We start from the raw sequence: 18,577 nt of genomic DNA, 5'->3' as shown, positions 1-18,577 counted from the left end.
GCTTATCAGAGCTCGCACCTTTTCTAACGGCCGAAGATACAGGACTAAGCAACATGTCTAAAATTTTTGATTTCGTAAAACCTGGCGTGATCACTGGTGATGACGTACAGAAAGTGTTCCAGGTAGCTAAAGAAAACAACTTCGCTCTGCCAGCAGTTAACTGCGTAGGTACCGACTCCATCAACGCCGTACTGGAAACCGCTGCCAAAGTTAAAGCACCGGTTATCGTTCAGTTCTCTAACGGTGGTGCTGCGTTCATCGCGGGCAAAGGCGTGAAAACTGACATTCCTCAGGGTGCTGCTATCCTGGGCGCTATCTCTGGTGCGCACCACGTACATCAGATGGCTGAGCACTACGGTGTTCCTGTTATCCTGCACACCGACCACTGCGCGAAGAAACTGCTGCCGTGGATCGACGGTCTGCTGGACGCGGGTGAAAAACACTTCGCAGCCACCGGTAAACCACTGTTCTCTTCTCACATGATCGACCTGTCTGAAGAGTCACTGCACGAAAACATCGAAATCTGCTCTAAGTACCTGGCGCGCATGGCCAAAATGGGCATGACTCTGGAAATTGAACTGGGTTGCACCGGTGGTGAAGAAGACGGCGTGGACAACAGCCACATGGACGCTTCTGCCCTGTACACCCAGCCAGAAGACGTTGATTACGCGTACACCGAGCTGAGCAAAATCAGCCCACGCTTCACCATTGCAGCGTCCTTCGGTAACGTACACGGCGTTTACAAACCAGGTAACGTGGTTCTGACTCCAACCATCCTGCGTGATTCTCAGGAATACGTTTCTAAGAAACACAACCTGCCTCACAACAGCCTGAACTTCGTCTTCCACGGCGGTTCCGGTTCTTCTGCTCAGGAAATCAAAGACTCCGTCAGCTACGGTGTTGTGAAAATGAACATCGATACCGACACCCAGTGGGCTACCTGGGACGGTATCCTGCAGTACTACAAAGCTAACGAAGCTTACCTGCAGGGTCAGCTGGGCAACCCGAAAGGCGAAGACCAGCCGAACAAGAAATACTACGATCCACGCGTATGGCTGCGCGCTGCACAGACTTCAATGATTACTCGTCTGGAGCAGGCATTCAAAGAACTGAACGCGGTTGACGTTCTGTAATTTGAGCTGCTGAAAGCGTTAAAAGGCCCGCAATAGCGGGCCTTTTTTTATGCTTTTTCAATATCCTGCAATACCTGTTTTTGTGATCTGTTTGGCAATGGGCGTACTTTTTGTTTACCCTTTACTGACCTGCCTGTCTCGCTATGGGATGGTTTTTGTTGTTTATAAGAGCATAAGGAAAGATAAATGGAAGATCTCGGTGTTGTAGATAGCATCAATAACGCTGGCTCCTGGCTGGTGCGCAATCAGGCGCTGCTCATCAGCTACGCCGTGAATATTGCGGCGGCAATTGCCATTATTGTCGTGGGGATGATTGTTGCCCGTACCGTTTCCCGAGCCATCAATCGCGTCATGCTCACTCGCCACATTGACGCCACGGTTGCTGATTTCCTGTCAGCGCTGGTGCGCTATGGCATTATCGCGTTTACCCTCATTGCCGCATTAGGCCGTGTTGGTGTTCAGACCGCCTCCGTCATTGCCGTGCTGGGCGCCGCCGGTCTGGCCGTTGGTCTGGCACTTCAGGGCTCGCTCGCTAACCTGGCGGCTGGCGTTCTGCTGGTCACCTTCCGTCCGTTCCGCGCCGGTGAATATGTCGATCTTGGCGGCACGGCGGGTACCGTGCTGAATGTGCAGATTTTCTCCACCACGCTGCGTTCGATAGACGGTAAAATCGTGATCGTGCCGAACAAGAAGGTCATCGACGGGAACATCACCAACTTCTCCCGTGAGCCGGTACGTCGTAATGAGTTGATTATCAGCGTAGCGTACGACTCTGATATCGATCAGGTGAAGTCACTGATTAGCAACATCATTGCCTCTGACGATCGTATTCTGAAGGATAAAGAGCAGACTGTACGCCTGAACGAACTGGGCGCGTCCTCTATCAACTTCGTGGTGCGTATCTGGAGCAAAAGCAGCGATCTGCAAAACGTATACTGGGACGTGCTGGAACGTATTAAGCGTGAGTTTGACGCCAACGGCATCAGCTTCCCGTATCCGCAGATGGACGTAAACGTCAAAAAAGTCAAAGAAGCAGAGTAACGTCACACCCAGGCCCGGTAAGCGTCAGCGCCACCGGGCTTTATTTTTATAAGCCCTGCTAATCCCCAATTAATATTATCCATTTCCTCTAATGTGATTCGCGCAGTATAGTCTGCATCCAGAACATTACTGTGAGAATTTCGTCATGTTATCCTATTATTTTCAAGGGCTTGCTTTAGGTGCGGCCATGATCCTTCCCCTCGGCCCCCAGAATGCGTTCGTGATGAACCAGGGTATTCGCCGCCAGTATCATCTGATGATTGCCCTGCTGTGCGCGGTGAGCGATTTGCTGCTGATCTGCGCCGGGATTTTTGGCGGGAGTGCGCTTCTGATGCAGTCGCCGTGGCTGCTGGCGCTGGTGACCTGGGGCGGTGTGGCCTTCCTGCTGTGGTACGGATTCGGTGCGTTGAAAACGGCGATGAGCAGTAACCTCGAACTGGCAAGCGCTGAAGTGATGAAGCAGGGGCGCTGGAAGATTATCGTCACCATGCTGGCGGTGACCTGGCTTAACCCGCATGTCTATCTGGATACCTTCGTGGTGCTGGGTAGCCTCGGCGGACAGTTAGACGTTGAGCCTAAACGCTGGTTTGCGCTGGGAACCGTCAGCGCGTCGTTCCTGTGGTTCTTCGGTCTTGCGATTCTGGCGGCGTGGCTGGCGCCACGACTGCGGACCGCCAAAGCCCAGCGCATCATTAATACGCTGGTCGGTCTGGTGATGTGGTTTATCGCTTTCCAGCTGGCGAAAGAGGGCGTTCATCATGTTCAGGGTTTGCTCAACTAAGCGTTGTCTTATGGACAACTGAGCCAGACCCGCTAAGCTTGCTGGCATGAGCCCTGTTTCTGGGGCACTCTTCGCAACATGGAGGAATGACAGTGAAGTTTAAAGTGATGGCCCTGGCGGCATTAGTGAGTTTAGGTGCGGTGTCGGCGCAGGCGAGTGAACTGCCGGATGGCCCGCACATTGTCACGTCAGGCACCGCAAGCGTGGACGCGGTACCGGATGTTGCAACCCTGGCAATTGAAGTCAACGTGGCTGCAAAAGATGCCGCCTCTGCCAAAAAACAGGCGGACGACCGCGTTGCGCAATATCTCTCCTTCCTGGAACAGAACGGTGTCGCCAAGAAAGACATCAGCTCTGCTAACCTGCGTACACAACCGGATTACGACTACCAGAACGGCAAAAGCATCCTGAAAGGCTACCGTGCCGTGCGTACGGTTGAAGTGACCGTGCGTCAGCTGGACAAGCTGAATTCACTGCTGGATGGTGCGCTGAAGGCCGGTTTGAACGAAATCCGTTCCGTGTCGCTGGGCGTTGCGCAACCGGAGAAATACAAAGACGAAGCGCGTAAAGCGGCGATTGATGATGCCATTCACCAGGCTGAACAGCTGGCGTCCGGCTTCAAGAGCAAGCTTGGCCCGGTATATAGTGTGCGTTACCACGTCTCTAACTATCAGCCAAGCCCGATGGTACGGATGATGAAGGCTGACGCGGCACCGGTTTCTGCGCAGGAAACTTACGAGCAGCCAACCATTCAGTTCGACGATCAGGTGGATGTGGTGTTCCAGCTGGAGCCCGTTGCAGCACAGCCGAAACCGGCTCAGTAACCTGTAGGCCGGGTAAGGCGTAGCCGCCACCCGGCTTTTTCTTTTTAATCCTGTCTCAACACCTTATGCCCATACGCCAGCAGTGCATCGGTGACGTTGCGCATCATGCGACTTTCCGGCGCAAAACGATGCCAGTAGAGCATCCGGCGCTGATACAGCCCCGGCGTTAAATCAATCAACTCACCGCTTTTCAACTCTTTCTCAATCTGCAGATGCGGGATCATACAGCAGGTAGTGCCCTGACGCGCAAGCTGCACAAAAGCTTCAGACGAGTTGACGATATGGCACGGCACGCTGCCCGGCGGCAGGTCAAAGTTCTGCTGCAGGAACGCCTGATGCATATCGTCCAGATGGTCAAACGCCACGGCAGGCGCCTTCAGCAGCGCGGCGCGGGTGACGCCGTTAGGGAAGTAGCGCTCCGCAAAGGCTTTTGAACCCACAAACAGGTAGTCCAGCGCCCCCAGTTGATCCACCAGGCAGCTTGGCAGCGCCTGAGGCTGAATACTGACCGCCCCAACAACTTCACCGCGACGCAGACGTTCCTGGGTACGGGTTTCATCTTCAACCTGTAGATTCAGGCGAATAGGGGAGTCGGCCAGGACCGGGGCAAGGGCGGGCAGTAACCAGGTTGCCAGACTGTCGGCGTTGACCGCCAGAGAGAGCAGCAGCGGCGTGGAGCCCGTTTGTTCGTCACCCAGCCACTCGTCTTCCAGCAGCTCAACCTGGCGCAGCAGGGCGAGGAGCTTTTGACCTTGCTCCGTTGGGCGAGGCGGCACGGTACGCACCAGCAGCGGCTGCCCGAACATGTTTTCAAGCTGTTTGATACGCTGTGATACGGCGGACTGGGTGATACACAGCTTTTGCGCTGCGCGCTCAAAACCGCGTTCACGAATAACTGCATCAAGTGCCTGTAGTGTTCTGTAGTCCGGACGTTTCATTGCTCTGGCTGGCTCCTAAATTTTGCTTAATCTGCACTATGACACAATTTTCCCTTTGTGGCAGACGAAATCCATTCGACGTGTTCTATAATGCGCCCTGAGTTTTCACACCACAGGCAAAACGATCATGACGCAGGATGAACTGAAAAAAGCAGTAGGATGGGCCGCTCTCCAGTACGTACAGCCAGGTACCATTGTCGGTGTTGGTACGGGGTCAACGGCGGCACACTTTATCGATGCGCTGGGCACGATGAAGGGGCAGATCGAGGGCGCGGTTTCGAGCTCTGATGCGTCCACGGAAAAGCTGAAAAGCCTCGGCATTACCGTTTTCGACCTCAACGAAGTGGATCGTCTGGGGATTTACGTTGATGGCGCAGACGAAATCAACGGCCACATGCAGATGATCAAAGGCGGTGGCGCAGCGCTGACCCGTGAAAAGATCATCGCTTCCGTTGCAGACAAATTTATCTGCATCGCTGACGCCTCCAAGCAGGTCGATATTCTGGGTAATTTCCCGCTGCCGGTCGAAGTGATCCCGATGGCGCGTAGTGCGGTTGCCCGTCAGCTGGTGAAACTGGGTGGTCGTCCGGAATACCGTCAGGGTGTGGTCACTGATAACGGTAACGTCATCCTCGACGTGCACGGCCTGGAAATTCTCGACGCGATTGCCCTGGAAAATGCGATTAACGCTATTCCAGGCGTTGTCACCGTAGGGCTGTTCGCCAACCGTGGCGCGGATGTGGCGCTGATCGGCACCGCTGACGGTGTGAAAACCATCGTAAAATGATCTGACGGGGGGAGCGCTCCCCCCGCTAAAAAATTTTTGAAAAGCTAAATTCGGTGACTTGTGTCACGTTTTTCCACCTCTTTTGCCGATCCTGCCACATTTGTAAATTTCCTTAGCATTTTGCTCTGCCATTTTGCCCTGTATGACTTTTCTTCAGAGTGCCGACGCAAACGTTCATATTGCTGCAATAGTTTTTTTTGATATGTTGGCTACAGCGGATTTCAATCCAGCACAACATCAGTTCAGATAAAAAACAGGGTCGGGGAAATGGCAAAGGTATCACTGGAGAAAGACAAGATTAAATTCCTGCTGGTCGAGGGCGTGCATCAGAAAGCGCTTGATAGCCTTCGTGCGGCGGGTTACACCAACATCGAATTTCACAAGGGCGCGCTCGATACCGAAGAGCTGAAAGCGTCCATCCGTGATGCCCATTTCATTGGCCTGCGATCCCGTACTCAACTGACGGAAGACGTTATTGCTGCGGCGGAGAAGCTGGTTGCGATTGGCTGTTTCTGCATCGGTACCAACCAGGTTGATCTGAATGCTGCCGCCAAACGCGGTATCCCGGTATTTAACGCCCCGTTCTCCAACACCCGTTCCGTGGCGGAGCTGGTGATTGGCGAATTACTGCTGCTGCTGCGCGGTATTCCGGAGGCTAACGCCAAAGCGCACCGCGGCGTGTGGAACAAACTGGCTGCGGGCTCATACGAAGCGCGCGGTAAAAAACTGGGTATCATCGGCTATGGCCACATCGGTACTCAGCTGGGGATTCTGGCGGAATCTCTGGGGATGCACGTCTACTTTTACGATATCGAAAGCAAGCTGCCGCTAGGGAATGCGACGCAGGTGCAGCATCTCTCTGACCTGCTGAACATGAGCGACGTGGTAAGCCTGCATGTGCCGGAAAATGCGTCCACCAAAAACATGATGGGTGCAGAAGAGCTGGCGCTGATGAAACCGGGCTCACTGCTGATCAACGCCGCGCGCGGTACGGTGGTCGACATCCCTGCGCTGTGCGATGCTCTGAAGCGTAAGCATCTGGCGGGGGCGGCCATTGACGTGTTCCCGACGGAGCCTGCCACCAACAGCGATCCGTTTAACTCTCCGCTCTGCGAATTCGACAACGTGATCCTGACGCCACACATCGGCGGGTCTACTCAGGAAGCGCAGGAGAATATCGGCCTTGAAGTGGCGGGTAAGCTGAGCAAATACTCCGACAACGGTTCCACGCTCTCTGCGGTGAACTTCCCGGAAGTGTCTCTGCCGCTGCACGGTGGTCGCCGTCTGCTGCACATCCACGAAAACCGTCCTGGCGTGCTGACGGCTATCAACCAAATCTTTGCCGAGCAGAGCGTCAACATTGCCGCCCAGTACCTGCAAACCAACTCGCAGATGGGTTACGTGGTAATTGATATCGAAGCGGATGAAGATGTTGCCGAGAAAGCGCTGCAGAGCATGAAAGCTATTCCGGGGACGATTCGCGCGCGTCTGCTTTACTGATGGTGTCGGGTGGCGAGGTAAATGCAAAACGGTAACTATCGTTACCGTTTTTATGTTTTCACCCTCTCCCTGTGGGAGAGGGCTGGGGTGAGGGCATCAGGCTGCACGCCTGTTTCACCACTCCCACAACGTCGATGGCGTCACTACCGCCGGCAACGGCACATCCCATTTCTCCACGGGCAACGCCTCCACGCCCTGACAATCATGCGCATACCCCACCGGCTGTAATCCATACTGCTGCCAGTTTTGCAGCGTCCGGTCGTAAAAACCGCCGCCCATTCCTAAGCGCTGGCCCTGTTCATCAAACGCCACCAGCGGCGTAATCAGCACGTCCAGCTGTGACAGCGGGAGCACGTCGCGCACGTCGAGTTTGGGCTCGGTAATTTTCAGACGATTCACCACCAGCTCGCTGTGCGGATGGTAGTGCAGAAACAGAAGATTGCCTTTGCTAAAAGGATGCAGCACCGGCAGATAAACCTTCTTCCCGGCGCGCCAGAGCTGGTCGATAAGTGGTTGGGTATCGAGCTCGCCATCAAACGACAGGAACAGAGCGACCGTGTTAGCCATAACCACCGGGGGCCACGCCATCATGCGCGCGGCGGCCTGCTGGGCAAAATGCGACTGTTGTTCAGCCGTAAGTGCACGACGACGCTGGCGAATAAGTTGACGGATATCCTGGCGTGAGGCAGAAACTTCAGGGAATTGAGTCATGGTAGTAGGTAGAAGAAGAAAGAGGGAATCTCCGAGATGCCGCCGCAGGCTGTAACCCTTGAACCCTTGGTTCAAGGTGAATGTGTCGTCATAGTTTTAAGGCTTCTCGGACGGACCGAGCATGCTCACCAACCATGGAGCGCCACATTCTTGTGGTATGAAATATCGGCTCAGGGGACTGGCCCGCTTGCGAACATCTCAGAGAAATTTTGTCTTCACAGTTACTCTACCATAGTCAACTGAGAAGTGTTATTCAAACTTTGGTCCCGGTCTTTCGGGATTGCGACCTTGATCAAGCAATGCCTGTTCTATGGTCTGCTGGAGCATTTTAATGCGCTGCTCCATGCTAGCCGCGTAGTCGCGGGTCTTCGCTTTTTCCTGAGTCAGTTCATAGCTGATGTTCAACGCGGCGATGAAAACCAGCTGCTCAGTATTTGTGACTCTAGTGCGTTCTTTTAGATCTTGCAACCGCTGATTCAAATCGTCCGCAGCCTGATTCAAAGCATCCCTTTGTTCAGGCGGACAATTCACTCGCAGTGAACGGCCAAAAATCTGGAGATCGACGGGTTGTGCAGACATGCCACCTTCCTGCTGATTGACTGCGCTGCCTTCGCTTACTGCCCCGGGGGCTGCGAAGGGGCGACACTATAGCTACCCTGATGTGAAGATACAAGCCCTTTTCTGGTATCACCAGGGTCCAAAGTGGTAGCATATCATGAATATCCTCCCTTTGATGACGAATGCGTATGTCTATACAGAACGAAATGCCTGGTTACAAGGATTTAAACCAGTTACTGAACCAGCAGGGAGTCGGACTAACCCCTGCCGAAATGCACGGTCTGATCAGCGGCATACTGTGCGGCGGAAACAGCGACAGCTCATGGCAGCCGCTGATCCACGACCTCACGAACGAAGGGCTGGCGTTTGGCCACGAGCTGGCAGAATCGCTGCGTAAAATGCATGCGGCAACCAGTGATTCGCTGGAGGACGATGGCTTCCTTTTTCAGCTTTATCTGCCTGATGGTGATGACGTCAGCGTCTTCGATCGTGCCGATGCGCTCGCGGGTTGGGTAAACCACTATCTGCTTGGCCTGGGCGTAACCCAGCCTAAGCTTGATAAAGTGACCGGCGAAGCGGGTGAAGCGATCGACGATCTGCGTAACATCGCCCAGCTCGGCTACGATGAAGAGGAAGACCAGGAAGAGCTGGAAATGTCCCTCGAAGAGATTATTGAGTACGTGCGCGTGGCGGCGCTGCTGTGCCACGACAACTTTACGCGCTCACAGCCGACCGCGCCGGAAGTTCGTAAGCCAACCTTACATTAAGAAAAATAACGCACAGGAGGGTGTCATGGTTATCTCGCAACAAGAGTATTTGCGCCGTCGTCAGGCGCTGCTGGCAAAAATGCAGCCCGGCAGTGCGGCGCTGATTTTTGCCGCGCCGGAAGTGACGCGCAGTGCCGACAGCGAATACCCCTATCGCCAGAATAGCGATTTCTGGTACTTCACCGGCTTTAACGAGCCGGAAGCGGTCCTGGTGCTGATTAAGAGTAATGACACCCACAACCACAGCGTGATTTTTAACCGCGTACGCGATTTAACCGCTGAAATCTGGTTTGGCCGCCGCTTAGGGCAAGAGGCCGCACCGGAGAAGCTGGGCGTCGACCGCGCGCTGGCGTTTAGCGAAATCAATCAGCAGCTCTATCAGTTGCTCAACGGCCTCGACGTGCTTTATCACGCGCAGGGCGAATATGCGTACGCCGATGAGATTGTTTTCACCGCTCTGGATAAGCTGCGCAAAGGCTCGCGTCAGAATCTGTCCGCGCCGGCCACGCTGACGGACTGGCGTCCGGTGGTGCATGAGATGCGCCTGTTCAAATCTGAAGAAGAGCTGAACGTGATGCGCCGCGCTGGCGAAATCAGCGCCCTGGCACACACCCGCGCCATGGAAAAATGCCGTCCTGGTCTGTTCGAATACCAGCTGGAAGGCGAAATTCACCACGAATTTAACCGTCACGGCGCGCGCTTCCCGTCATACAACACCATTGTCGGCGGCGGGGAGAACGGCTGCATTCTGCATTACACCGAAAACGAAAGTGCGCTGCGCGATGGCGATCTGGTGCTGATTGACGCCGGTTGTGAATATCAGGGCTACGCGGGTGACATCACCCGTACTTTCCCGGTGAACGGTAAGTTCTCGCCCGCGCAACGAGCAATTTATGACATCGTTCTCGAATCACTTGAAACGGCGCTCACGCTGTATCGCCCGGGCACGTCCATTCAGGAGGTGACCGGCGAAGTTGTGCGCATCATGATTACCGGACTGGTGAAGCTTGGCATCCTGAAAGGCGACGTGGACACCCTGATCGCCGAAAATGCGCATCGTCCGTACTTTATGCACGGCCTGAGCCACTGGCTGGGGCTGGATGTGCATGATGTGGGGGCGTACGGTACCGACCGTTCACGCGTGCTGGAACCGGGCATGGTGCTGACCGTCGAGCCGGGGCTGTATATCGCGCCGGATGCCGATGTGCCCGAAGCGTACCGCGGAATTGGCATTCGTATTGAAGATGACATCGTCATCACCGAAACCGGTAACGAAAACCTGACCGCGAGCGTGGTGAAACACGCAGACGATATCGAGGCGCTGATGGCAGCGGCACGCGTATGAGCGTGATTATCGTTGGCGGCGGCATGACCGGCGCCACCCTGGCACTGGCGATCTCGCATTTGACGAAGGGGCAGCTTCCGGTGCATCTCGTTGAGGCGGTTGCACCACAAACGAAGAATCACCCCGGCTTTGATTCTCGCGCCATTGCCCTGGCGCAGGGAACCTGCCAACAGCTTTCCCGAATTGGCATCTGGCAGGCGATTGCCGACTGCGCCACCGCCATTCATACCGTGCATGTGAGCGATCGCGGCCATGCCGGGTTTGTGACGCTGGATGCCCATGATTACCGTATTGACGCCCTGGGTCAGGTCGTTGAACTCCATGATGTTGGCCTGCGCCTGTTTCGTCTGTTGCAGGACGCGCCAGGCGTGACCCTGCATTGTCCGTCACGCGTTGCGAGCTTTACCCGCAGTGAAGAAACGGTCAGCGTGACGCTGAATAATGGCACCGTTCTCGACGGCCAGCTTCTTGTGGCGGCGGACGGGTCGCGCTCGGCGCTCGCAACCCAGTGCGGCGTTGAGTGGCAGCAGCAGCCTTATGGGCAGGTTGCGGTCATTGCGAACGTCTCTACTGCCGCAGAACACAACGGCCGGGCGTTTGAGCGCTTCACGCAACACGGTCCGCTGGCGATGCTGCCGATGTCGGATGGTCGTTGCTCTCTGGTCTGGTGCCATCCGCAGGAAAAGGCGGAAGACGTTAAGGCCTGGTCCGACGAACGTTTTTGCAGTGAACTGCAGAAAGCGTTTGGCTGGCGGCTGGGTCGCATTACCCATGCGGGAAAACGTGCGGTATACCCGCTGTCGTTAACTACCGCATCACAGTCTGTTTCGCACCGCGTGGCGCTGGTCGGCAACGCCGCGCAAACGCTTCACCCCATCGCGGGTCAGGGTTTTAATCTGGGTCTGCGGGATGTGATGAGCCTGGCCGAAGCGCTTTCGCAAGCGTGGAGCGAACAGAAAGATTGCGGCGCATACCCGGTACTCAGCCATTACCAGAAGCGACGTCAGGCCGATAAAGAGGCGACAATCGGCGTTACCGATGGTTTAGTCCATCTCTTTGCCAATCGCTGGGCGCCGCTGGTTGCCGGTCGCAACCTCGGGCTGATGGCGATGGAACTGTTCATTCCGGCACGCGACGTGCTGGCGCAGCGGACCCTGGGTTGGGTCGCGCGTTAAGGAGTTATCACTGTGCAAAATGTTGATGTTGCCATCGTTGGCGGCGGAATGGTTGGACTGGCCCTGGCCTGCGGATTACAAGGCAGCGGCCTGCGTGTGGCCGTGCTGGAGCAAAAGCAGCCTCAGCCCGTCGCACCTGATGCCCCGCCGGAACTCCGCGTGTCGGCAATAAATGCGGCTAGCGAAAAGCTGCTGACGCGCCTTGGCGTCTGGTCAGATATCGTGGCCCAGCGTGCGAGCTGCTATCACGGCATGGAGGTATGGGATAAAGACAGCTTTGGTCATATTGCTTTTGATGATGAAAGCATGGGCTATAGCCATCTGGGTCACATCATTGAGAATGCGGTGATCCACCACGCGCTGTGGCAGAAAGCTCAGCAGTGCAGCGACGTAACGCTGGTTGCGCCTGCGCAAATCCAGCAGGTTGCGTGGGGCGAAAACGAGGCGTTTATCACCCTGCAAAGTGGCGATATGCTCACCGCGCGTCTGGTGGTCGGTGCCGATGGCGCTAACTCCTGGCTGCGCAATAAAGCGGATATTCCGCTGACCTACTGGGATTACCGCCATCATGCCATGGTGGCGACGATCCGTACCCAAGAGCCGCACGGCGGCGTGGCGCGCCAGATTTTCCACAACGACGGCATTCTGGCATTCCTGCCGTTAAGCGATCCGCATCTCTGCTCAATTGTCTGGTCTCTGGTGCCGGAAAAAGCGCAGCAGATGCAAGAGGCGACGCCAGAGGCCTTTAACCAGGCACTGTGCGTGGCGTTTGATAACCGTCTGGGGCTTTGTACTCTTGAGAGCGAGCGTCAGGTCTTCCCCTTAACCGGACGCTATGCGCGTCAGTTTGCCGCGCACCGTCTGGCGCTGGTGGGCGACGCGGCCCATACCATTCATCCGCTGGCCGGGCAGGGCGTTAATCTCGGCTTTATGGATGCGGCGGAGCTGGTAGAAGAGCTGCGTCGTCTGCAGCGAGAGGGTAAAGATATTGGGCAGCATGTGTATCTGCGTCGCTACGAGCGCAGCCGCAAGCACAGTGCGGCGATGATGCTTGCAGGCATGCAGGGCTTCCGCGAGCTGTTTGCCGGGGCAAATCCGGCGAAAAAACTGCTGCGTGATATTGGGCTCAAGCTCGCCGATACCCTCCCTGGCGTCAAACCTCAACTCCTGCGTCAGGCGATGGGTCTTAACGACCTGCCGGACTGGCTGAAATAAAATAGACCCCCGTCACACTTTCTTTTCCCGGCCTCTGTGCCGGGAAAATTCCCTCGTTTGAAATATTCTAATTCCACGTCATTTTTCGCATTAGATAATCTAATGTCATGATTTTTATGTGACGGAAATTCGGCCCGTTTTTCCGCATGAAATATCACCATGTGCTAAATCCTGTTAGATCATTGTTAATTTTGTGCGGGGTTAATCGCATTTTTCCAGTGAATAACTCTGTAGGCTTTTCAGCGTTTTTTGGTCATAAGCTAATGTGATGACCCGTTTTACCTTATGGTTAACCGCCGGTTTCGGTGGTAAGTTCAGGTAAAAGAGAACGTTTGCGTCGGCATTCGGAAACGAGGCCGATACCGGGTTTCACGGTGAATTTTTCAACGAGGACAAGATGGCTCAACAGACTCCTTTGTACGAACAGCACGTGTTATGCGGCGCCCGCATGGTGGATTTCCATGGCTGGATGATGCCGCTGCACTACGGCTCGCAAATTGATGAGCACCACGCGGTGCGCACCGATGCCGGTATGTTCGACGTGTCCCACATGACAATTGTCGATCTGCGCGGTAGCCGCACCCGGGAGTTTCTACGTTATCTGCTGGCGAACGATGTCGCGAAGCTGAAGACACCGGGGAAAGCGCTCTATACCGGTATGCTGAACGCCTCGGGTGGCGTGATTGATGACCTTATCGTCTACTACTTCACCGAAGACTTCTTCCGCCTCGTTGTAAACTCCGCCACCCGCGAAAAAGACCTCTCCTGGATCACCCAACACGCCGAACCTTATGCCATCGACATCACCGTCCGTGACGATCTGTCGCTGATTGCCGTGCAGGGGCCGAACGCGCAGGCGAAAGCCGCGTCTCTGTTCAGCGACGAGCAGCGTAAAGCCACCGAAGGGATGAAGCCCTTCTTTGGCGTGCAGGCGGGCGATCTGTTTATTGCCACGACCGGTTATACCGGTGAAGCGGGCTATGAAATTGCCATGCCAAACGAGAAAGCAGCTGATTTCTGGCGTGCGCTTGTGGAAGCGGGCGTGAAGCCGGCTGGCCTGGGCGCGCGCGATACGCTGCGCCTTGAAGCGGGGATGAACCTCTACGGTCAGGAGATGGACGAAGGCGTCTCTCCGCTGGCGGCCAACATGGGCTGGACCATCGCATGGGAACCCGCTGACCGTGAGTTTATTGGCCGTGAAGCGCTGGAAATGCAGCGCGAGAAGGGCACTGAACAGCTGGTTGGTCTGGTGATGAAGGAAAAAGGCGTGCTGCGCGGAGAACTGCCGGTGCGTTTTACCGATGCCGACGGCAATCCGCGCGAAGGCGTGATCACCAGCGGGTCCTTCTCCCCGACGCTGGGCTACAGTATTGCACTGGCTCGCGTGCCGGCGGGCATTGGCGAGACGGCGGTGGTGCAAATCCGCAACCGCGAAATGCCGGTCAACGTGACCAAACCGATTTTTGTTCGCGCCGGTAAGCCGGTCGCCTAACTATTTTTATCAGGAGAACTTCAATGAGCAATGTGCCAGCAGAACTGAAATACAGCAAAGAACACGAGTGGCTGCGCAAAGAGGCGGACGGCACTTACACCGTAGGGATCACCGAGCATGCGCAGGAGCTGCTGGGCGACATGGTGTTTGTTGACCTGCCGGAAGTGGGCGCAACCGTGAGCGCGGGCGATGACTGCGCCGTGGCGGAGTCCGTTAAAGCAGCATCCGATATCTACGCACCGGTAAGCGGTGAAATTGTGGCCGTGAACGACGCGCTGAGCGATTCGCCGGAGCTGGTGAACAGCGAGCCTTATGAAGGTGGCTGGATCTTCAAGATCAAAGCCAGTGACGAATCTCAGGTTGCCGCGCTGCTGGATGCGACCGCGTACGAAGCCCTGTTAGAAGACGAGTAATTGTTAATCCCCCTCTCCCTCCGGGAGAGGGCAGGGGTGAGGGTGCCTATCTTCCCTCACCCTAACCCTCTCCCGAGGGGAGAGGGAACTTAAATTCACTGCACGTTTCAGGAACCATCGCTCATGACACAGACTTTAAGCCAGCTTGAAAACCGTGGCGCTTTCATTGAACGTCACATTGGGCCGGATGCTCAGCAACAGCAGGAGATGCTGAAAACGGTTGGCGCGGATTCATTAAACGCACTGATCGGCCAGATCGTGCCAAAAGACATCCAGCTTGCCACGCCGCCTCAGGTGGGAGAAGCCACCACGGAATTCGCCGCACTGGCGGAGCTGAAGGCCATCGCTGGCCTTAACAAGCGCTATAAGTCTTACATTGGCATGGGCTACACCAACGTGCAGTTACCGCCGGTTATCCTGCGTAATATGCTGGAAAACCCGGGCTGGTACACCGCCTATACCCCGTATCAGCCGGAAGTGTCCCAGGGCCGTCTGGAAGCGCTGCTGAACTTCCAGCAGGTGACGCTCGACCTGACCGGGATGGATATCGCTTCCGCCTCGTTGCTGGATGAAGCGACCGCGGCAGCTGAAGCCATGGCGATGGCAAAACGCGTCAGCAAGCTGAAAAATGCCAACCGCTTCTTCGTGGCGGCGGACGTGCATCCGCAGACGCTGGACGTGGTGCGTACCCGTGCGGAAACCTTTGGTTTTGACGTGATTGTCGACGACGCTGACAAAGTGCTGGATCACCAGGACGTCTTTGGTGTGCTGTTACAGCAGGTGGGTACCACCGGCGAAGTGCATGATTACAGCGCACTGATTGCCGAGCTGAAATCCCGCAAAGTGGTGGTCAGCGTTGCCGCTGATTTTATGGCGCTGGTGCTGCTGACGGCTCCGGGCAAACAGGGTGCGGATATTGTATTCGGCTCGGCCCAGCGTTTCGGCGTGCCGATGGGCTACGGCGGACCGCACGCGGCATTCTTTGGCGCGAAAGATGAATTTAAACGTTCCATGCCGGGCCGCATTATTGGCGTATCGAAAGATGCCGCCGGTAACACCGCGCTGCGCATGGCGATGCAGACTCGCGAGCAGCATATCCGCCGCGAGAAAGCGAACTCTAATATCTGTACTTCTCAGGTTCTGCTGGCAAACATCGCCAGCCTGTACGCCGTCTTCCACGGCCCGGTTGGGCTGAAACGCATTGCCAGCCGCATCCACCGTCTGGCGGATATTCTGGCCTGTGGCCTGCAGCAGAAAGGCCTGAAGCTGCGTCATGAGCACTACTTCGACACGCTGTGCGTTGACGTCGCAGATAAAGCGGCGGTGCTGGCACGTGCGGATGCCGCACAAATTAACCTGCGCAGCGACATTCATCACGCCGTGGGCATCACCCTTGATGAATCCACCACGCGCGACGATATCGTCAACCTGTTTAATGTCGTGCTGGGCGATGCGCACGGTCTGGATATTGATGCGCTGGACAAAGAGGTCGCGCATGACAGCCGCTCTATTCAGGAGAGCATGCTGCGCAATGACGCTATCCTGACGCATCCTGTGTTCAACCGTTATCACAGCGAAACCGAGATGATGCGTTATATGCACTCTCTGGAGCGCAAAGATCTGGCGCTGAACCAGGCGATGATCCCGCTGGGCTCGTGCACCATGAAGCTGAACGCCGCGGCAGAAATGATCCCTATCACCTGGCCTGAGTTCTCCGAGCTGCACCCGTTCTGCCCGCCAGAGCAGGCTGAAGGGTATCATGTCATGATCAACCAGCTTTCCGACTGGCTGGTGAAACTGACCGGTTATGACGCGCTCTGCATGCAGCCGAACTCCGGCGCGCAGGGTGAATATGCGGGGCTGCTGGCAATCCGTCACTATCACGAAAGCCGTAACGAAGGCCACCGTGATATCTGCCTGATCCCGAGCTCTGCCCACGGCACCAACCCGGCGTCTGCCCAGATGGCGGGCATGGAAGTGGTGGTCGTGGCGTGTGATAAGAACGGTAACATCGACCTGGCCGACCTGCGCGCGAAAGCCGAGCAGGCGGGCGATAAGCTCTCCTGCATCATGGTGACCTACCCGTCGACTCACGGCGTGTACGAAGAAACCATCCGCGAAGTGTGTGAAGTGGTGCATCAGTTCGGCGGTCAGGTGTACCTCGACGGCGCGAACATGAATGCTCAGGTGGGCATTACCTCTCCGGGCTTCATCGGCGCGGACGTGTCGCACCTGAACCTGCACAAAACCTTCTGCATCCCACACGGTGGTGGCGGTCCGGGCATGGGGCCTATCGGCGTGAAAGCGCATCTGGCGCCGTTCGTGCCGGGTCACAGCGTCGTGCAGATAGAAGGTATGCTGACCCGTCAGGGCGCGGTCTCTGCTGCACCGTTCGGTAGCGCTTCAATCCTGCCAATCAGCTGGATGTACATCCGCATGATGGGCGCGGAAGGGCTGAAACAGGCAAGCCAGGTCGCGATCCTGAATGCTAACTATATTGCGACTCGCCTGAAGTCGGCTTTCCCGGTGCTTTACACCGGCCGCGATGGGCGTGTGGCACACGAGTGCATCCTCGATATTCGTCCGCTGAAAGAAGCGACGGGTATCAGCGAACTGGATATCGCCAAGCGTCTGATCGACTACGGCTTCCACGCACCAACCATGTCGTTCCCGGTTGCGGGTACGCTGATGGTGGAGCCAACGGAGTCTGAAAGCAAAGCCGAGCTGGACCGCTTTATTGACGCGATGCTGGCCATCCGCATGGAGATAGACCGCGTGCAGGACGGCGAATGGACGCTGGAAGATAACCCGTTGGTTAACGCTCCGCACACCCAGCACGAGATGGTGGCCGAGTGGAATCACGGTTATTCCCGTGAACTGGCTGTCTTCCCGGCAGGCGTGGCGAATAAATACTGGCCGACCGTGAAGCGTCTTGATGACGTATACGGCGACCGTAACCTGTTCTGCTCCTGTGTGCCGATGAGCGAATACCAGTAATTTTTTTGCTGTAGTAACGTAAGCCGGGTAAGGCGAAGCCGCCACCCGGCTTTTTTATTGGGAGAAGAGAATGGCAATTGCACTGGTCACCGGCGCCAGCCGCGGCATTGGCAAAGCCACCGCGCTGCAACTGGCTCGCGAAGGTTATACCGTGGCGGTGAACTATCACCACAATATCAAAGCCGCAAAGGACGTCATCAATCAGATCGTTGAGGCGGGTGGAAAAGCATTTGCCCTGCGTGCAGACATTAGCGATGAAGCGCAGGTCATGGCCATGTTTGACAGCCTCGATCGCGAAGGTGAGCCCCTTACCGCGCTGGTCAATAATGCAGGCATTCTGTTTGAGCAATCCACTATTGAAAATCTGTCCGCTGAACGCATTAATCGCGTGCTGAGCACCAACGTCACGGGCTATTTTCTCTGCTGCCGTGAGGCGGTAAAGCGCATGTCGCACAAACATGGCGGCAAGGGTGGCGCGATTGTCAATGTCTCCTCTGCCGCGTCTCGTCTGGGCGCGCCGGGGGAGTATGTCGATTACGCGGCCTCCAAAGGCGCGGTAGATTCCCTGACTACCGGATTATCGCTGGAGGTCGCGGCGCAGGGTATCCGCGTAAACTGCGTGCGGCCCGGGCTGATTTATACCGATATTCACGCGTCTGGTGGGGAGCCGGGGCGGGTGGATCGCGTGAAATCGTTACTGCCGATGCAGCGCGGCGGCCAGCCGGAAGAGGTCGCGCAGGCGATAGTCTGGCTGCTGAGCGAGAAGGCGTCATACGTGACGGGCAGTTTTATTGAACTGGCGGGCGGGAAATAAACGCCGGGTGGCGGCTTCGCCTTACCCGGCCTACGATTCGCAGGTTTTGTAGGCCGGTGCAAGCGTAGCGCCGCCCGGCGTTACGG

General features: G+C 56.2%; 17 protein-coding genes and 1 other RNA gene. 14 read left to right on the top strand and 4 right to left on the bottom strand.

Annotated elements, in window-relative coordinates; translation table 11 throughout:
- Positions 1-53 precede the first annotated feature (53 nt).
- From fbaA to ACOTY9_RS12690, 4 genes are all read left to right on the top strand, one after another.
- Positions 54-1,133 (top strand): class II fructose-bisphosphate aldolase, encoded by a 1,080-nt coding sequence (fbaA, locus tag ACOTY9_RS12705; protein WP_014885155.1) that lies wholly within the window; start codon positions 54-56, stop codon positions 1,131-1,133.
- Between the two features lie 186 nt (positions 1,134-1,319).
- A complete protein-coding gene (mscS, locus tag ACOTY9_RS12700; RefSeq protein WP_232933030.1) occupies positions 1,320-2,174 on the top strand; it encodes a small-conductance mechanosensitive channel MscS in 855 nt (284 codons plus the stop codon).
- A 145-nt stretch (positions 2,175-2,319) separates the two neighbouring features.
- Positions 2,320-2,955, top strand: coding sequence for an arginine exporter ArgO (argO, locus tag ACOTY9_RS12695; RefSeq protein ID WP_023338768.1), 636 nt, complete (start codon positions 2,320-2,322; stop codon positions 2,953-2,955).
- 92 nt (positions 2,956-3,047) lie between these two features.
- Complete coding sequence (locus tag ACOTY9_RS12690) at positions 3,048-3,779, top strand: oxidative stress defense protein (protein ID WP_014885152.1); 732 nt, start codon at positions 3,048-3,050, stop codon at positions 3,777-3,779.
- Between the two features lie 44 nt (positions 3,780-3,823).
- Here the strand turns inward: ACOTY9_RS12690 and argP are convergent, their stop codons facing one another.
- Positions 3,824-4,717, bottom strand: a complete 894-nt coding sequence (argP, locus tag ACOTY9_RS12685; protein ID WP_008499727.1) for a DNA-binding transcriptional regulator ArgP — start codon at positions 4,715-4,717, stop codon at positions 3,824-3,826.
- 127 nt (positions 4,718-4,844) lie between these two features.
- Here argP and rpiA point away from each other — a divergent pair, with 127 nt between their 5' ends.
- Positions 4,845-5,504 (top strand): ribose-5-phosphate isomerase RpiA, encoded by a 660-nt coding sequence (gene rpiA / locus ACOTY9_RS12680; RefSeq protein ID WP_014885151.1) that lies wholly within the window; start codon positions 4,845-4,847, stop codon positions 5,502-5,504.
- 267 nt (positions 5,505-5,771) lie between these two features.
- The gene (gene serA / locus ACOTY9_RS12675; protein ID WP_014885150.1) at positions 5,772-7,004 is read left to right on the top strand and encodes a phosphoglycerate dehydrogenase; all 1,233 of its coding nucleotides are present in this window, start codon (positions 5,772-5,774) and stop codon (positions 7,002-7,004) included.
- Between the two features lie 114 nt (positions 7,005-7,118).
- Here the strand turns inward: serA and ACOTY9_RS12670 are convergent, their stop codons facing one another.
- The 3 genes from ACOTY9_RS12670 to zapA form a co-directional block, all read right to left on the bottom strand.
- Positions 7,119-7,715: a 5-formyltetrahydrofolate cyclo-ligase gene (locus ACOTY9_RS12670; RefSeq protein ID WP_045269626.1), complete on the bottom strand. Its 597-nt coding sequence runs from the start codon at positions 7,713-7,715 to the stop codon at positions 7,119-7,121.
- Positions 7,716-7,739: 24 nt separating this feature from the next.
- A non-coding RNA gene (gene ssrS, locus ACOTY9_RS12665) (6S RNA) lies at positions 7,740-7,923 on the bottom strand.
- A 41-nt stretch (positions 7,924-7,964) separates the two neighbouring features.
- The gene (gene zapA / locus ACOTY9_RS12660; RefSeq protein ID WP_006811891.1) at positions 7,965-8,294 is read right to left on the bottom strand and encodes a cell division protein ZapA; all 330 of its coding nucleotides are present in this window, start codon (positions 8,292-8,294) and stop codon (positions 7,965-7,967) included.
- Between the two features lie 167 nt (positions 8,295-8,461).
- Between zapA and ACOTY9_RS12655 the strand changes: the two genes are divergently transcribed.
- The 8 genes from ACOTY9_RS12655 (at position 8,462) to ACOTY9_RS12620 (ending at position 18,491) form a co-directional block, all read left to right on the top strand.
- Positions 8,462-9,040 carry a YecA family protein gene (locus ACOTY9_RS12655; RefSeq protein WP_074146929.1) on the top strand — a complete coding sequence of 193 codons (579 nt, stop codon included), beginning with the start codon at positions 8,462-8,464 and terminating at the stop codon, positions 9,038-9,040.
- A gap of 31 nt (positions 9,041-9,071) precedes the next feature.
- Complete coding sequence (gene pepP, locus ACOTY9_RS12650; protein WP_086527817.1) at positions 9,072-10,385, top strand: Xaa-Pro aminopeptidase; 1,314 nt, start codon at positions 9,072-9,074, stop codon at positions 10,383-10,385.
- Positions 10,382-11,560, top strand: coding sequence for a 2-octaprenyl-6-methoxyphenyl hydroxylase (gene ubiH / locus ACOTY9_RS12645; RefSeq protein ID WP_121528251.1), 1,179 nt, complete (start codon positions 10,382-10,384; stop codon positions 11,558-11,560). The genes pepP and ubiH overlap by 4 nt, the downstream gene beginning before the upstream one ends.
- A gap of 12 nt (positions 11,561-11,572) precedes the next feature.
- Positions 11,573-12,775 (top strand): FAD-dependent 2-octaprenylphenol hydroxylase, encoded by a 1,203-nt coding sequence (gene ubiI, locus ACOTY9_RS12640; RefSeq protein ID WP_023337733.1) that lies wholly within the window; start codon positions 11,573-11,575, stop codon positions 12,773-12,775.
- 397 nt (positions 12,776-13,172) lie between these two features.
- On the top strand, positions 13,173-14,267 hold the full coding sequence (gene gcvT / locus ACOTY9_RS12635) for a glycine cleavage system aminomethyltransferase GcvT (protein WP_014885144.1): 1,095 nt from the start codon (positions 13,173-13,175) through the stop codon (positions 14,265-14,267).
- A gap of 23 nt (positions 14,268-14,290) precedes the next feature.
- The gene (gene gcvH, locus ACOTY9_RS12630) at positions 14,291-14,680 is read left to right on the top strand and encodes a glycine cleavage system protein GcvH (RefSeq protein WP_014885143.1); all 390 of its coding nucleotides are present in this window, start codon (positions 14,291-14,293) and stop codon (positions 14,678-14,680) included.
- 123 nt (positions 14,681-14,803) lie between these two features.
- The gene (gene gcvP / locus ACOTY9_RS12625; protein ID WP_032635606.1) at positions 14,804-17,677 is read left to right on the top strand and encodes an aminomethyl-transferring glycine dehydrogenase; all 2,874 of its coding nucleotides are present in this window, start codon (positions 14,804-14,806) and stop codon (positions 17,675-17,677) included.
- Positions 17,678-17,747: 70 nt separating this feature from the next.
- Positions 17,748-18,491 carry an SDR family oxidoreductase gene (locus ACOTY9_RS12620; RefSeq protein ID WP_014885141.1) on the top strand — a complete coding sequence of 248 codons (744 nt, stop codon included), beginning with the start codon at positions 17,748-17,750 and terminating at the stop codon, positions 18,489-18,491.
- Positions 18,492-18,577: the final 86 nt, after the last annotated feature.

Origin of the sequence: Enterobacter cloacae complex sp. SHL012 (assembly GCF_049237505.1) — a bacterium.
Lineage (GTDB): Bacteria > Pseudomonadota > Gammaproteobacteria > Enterobacterales > Enterobacteriaceae > Enterobacter > Enterobacter kobei.
Note: the sequence above shows the minus strand (reverse complement) of the source record. Positions and strands in the feature narration are given on the sequence as shown.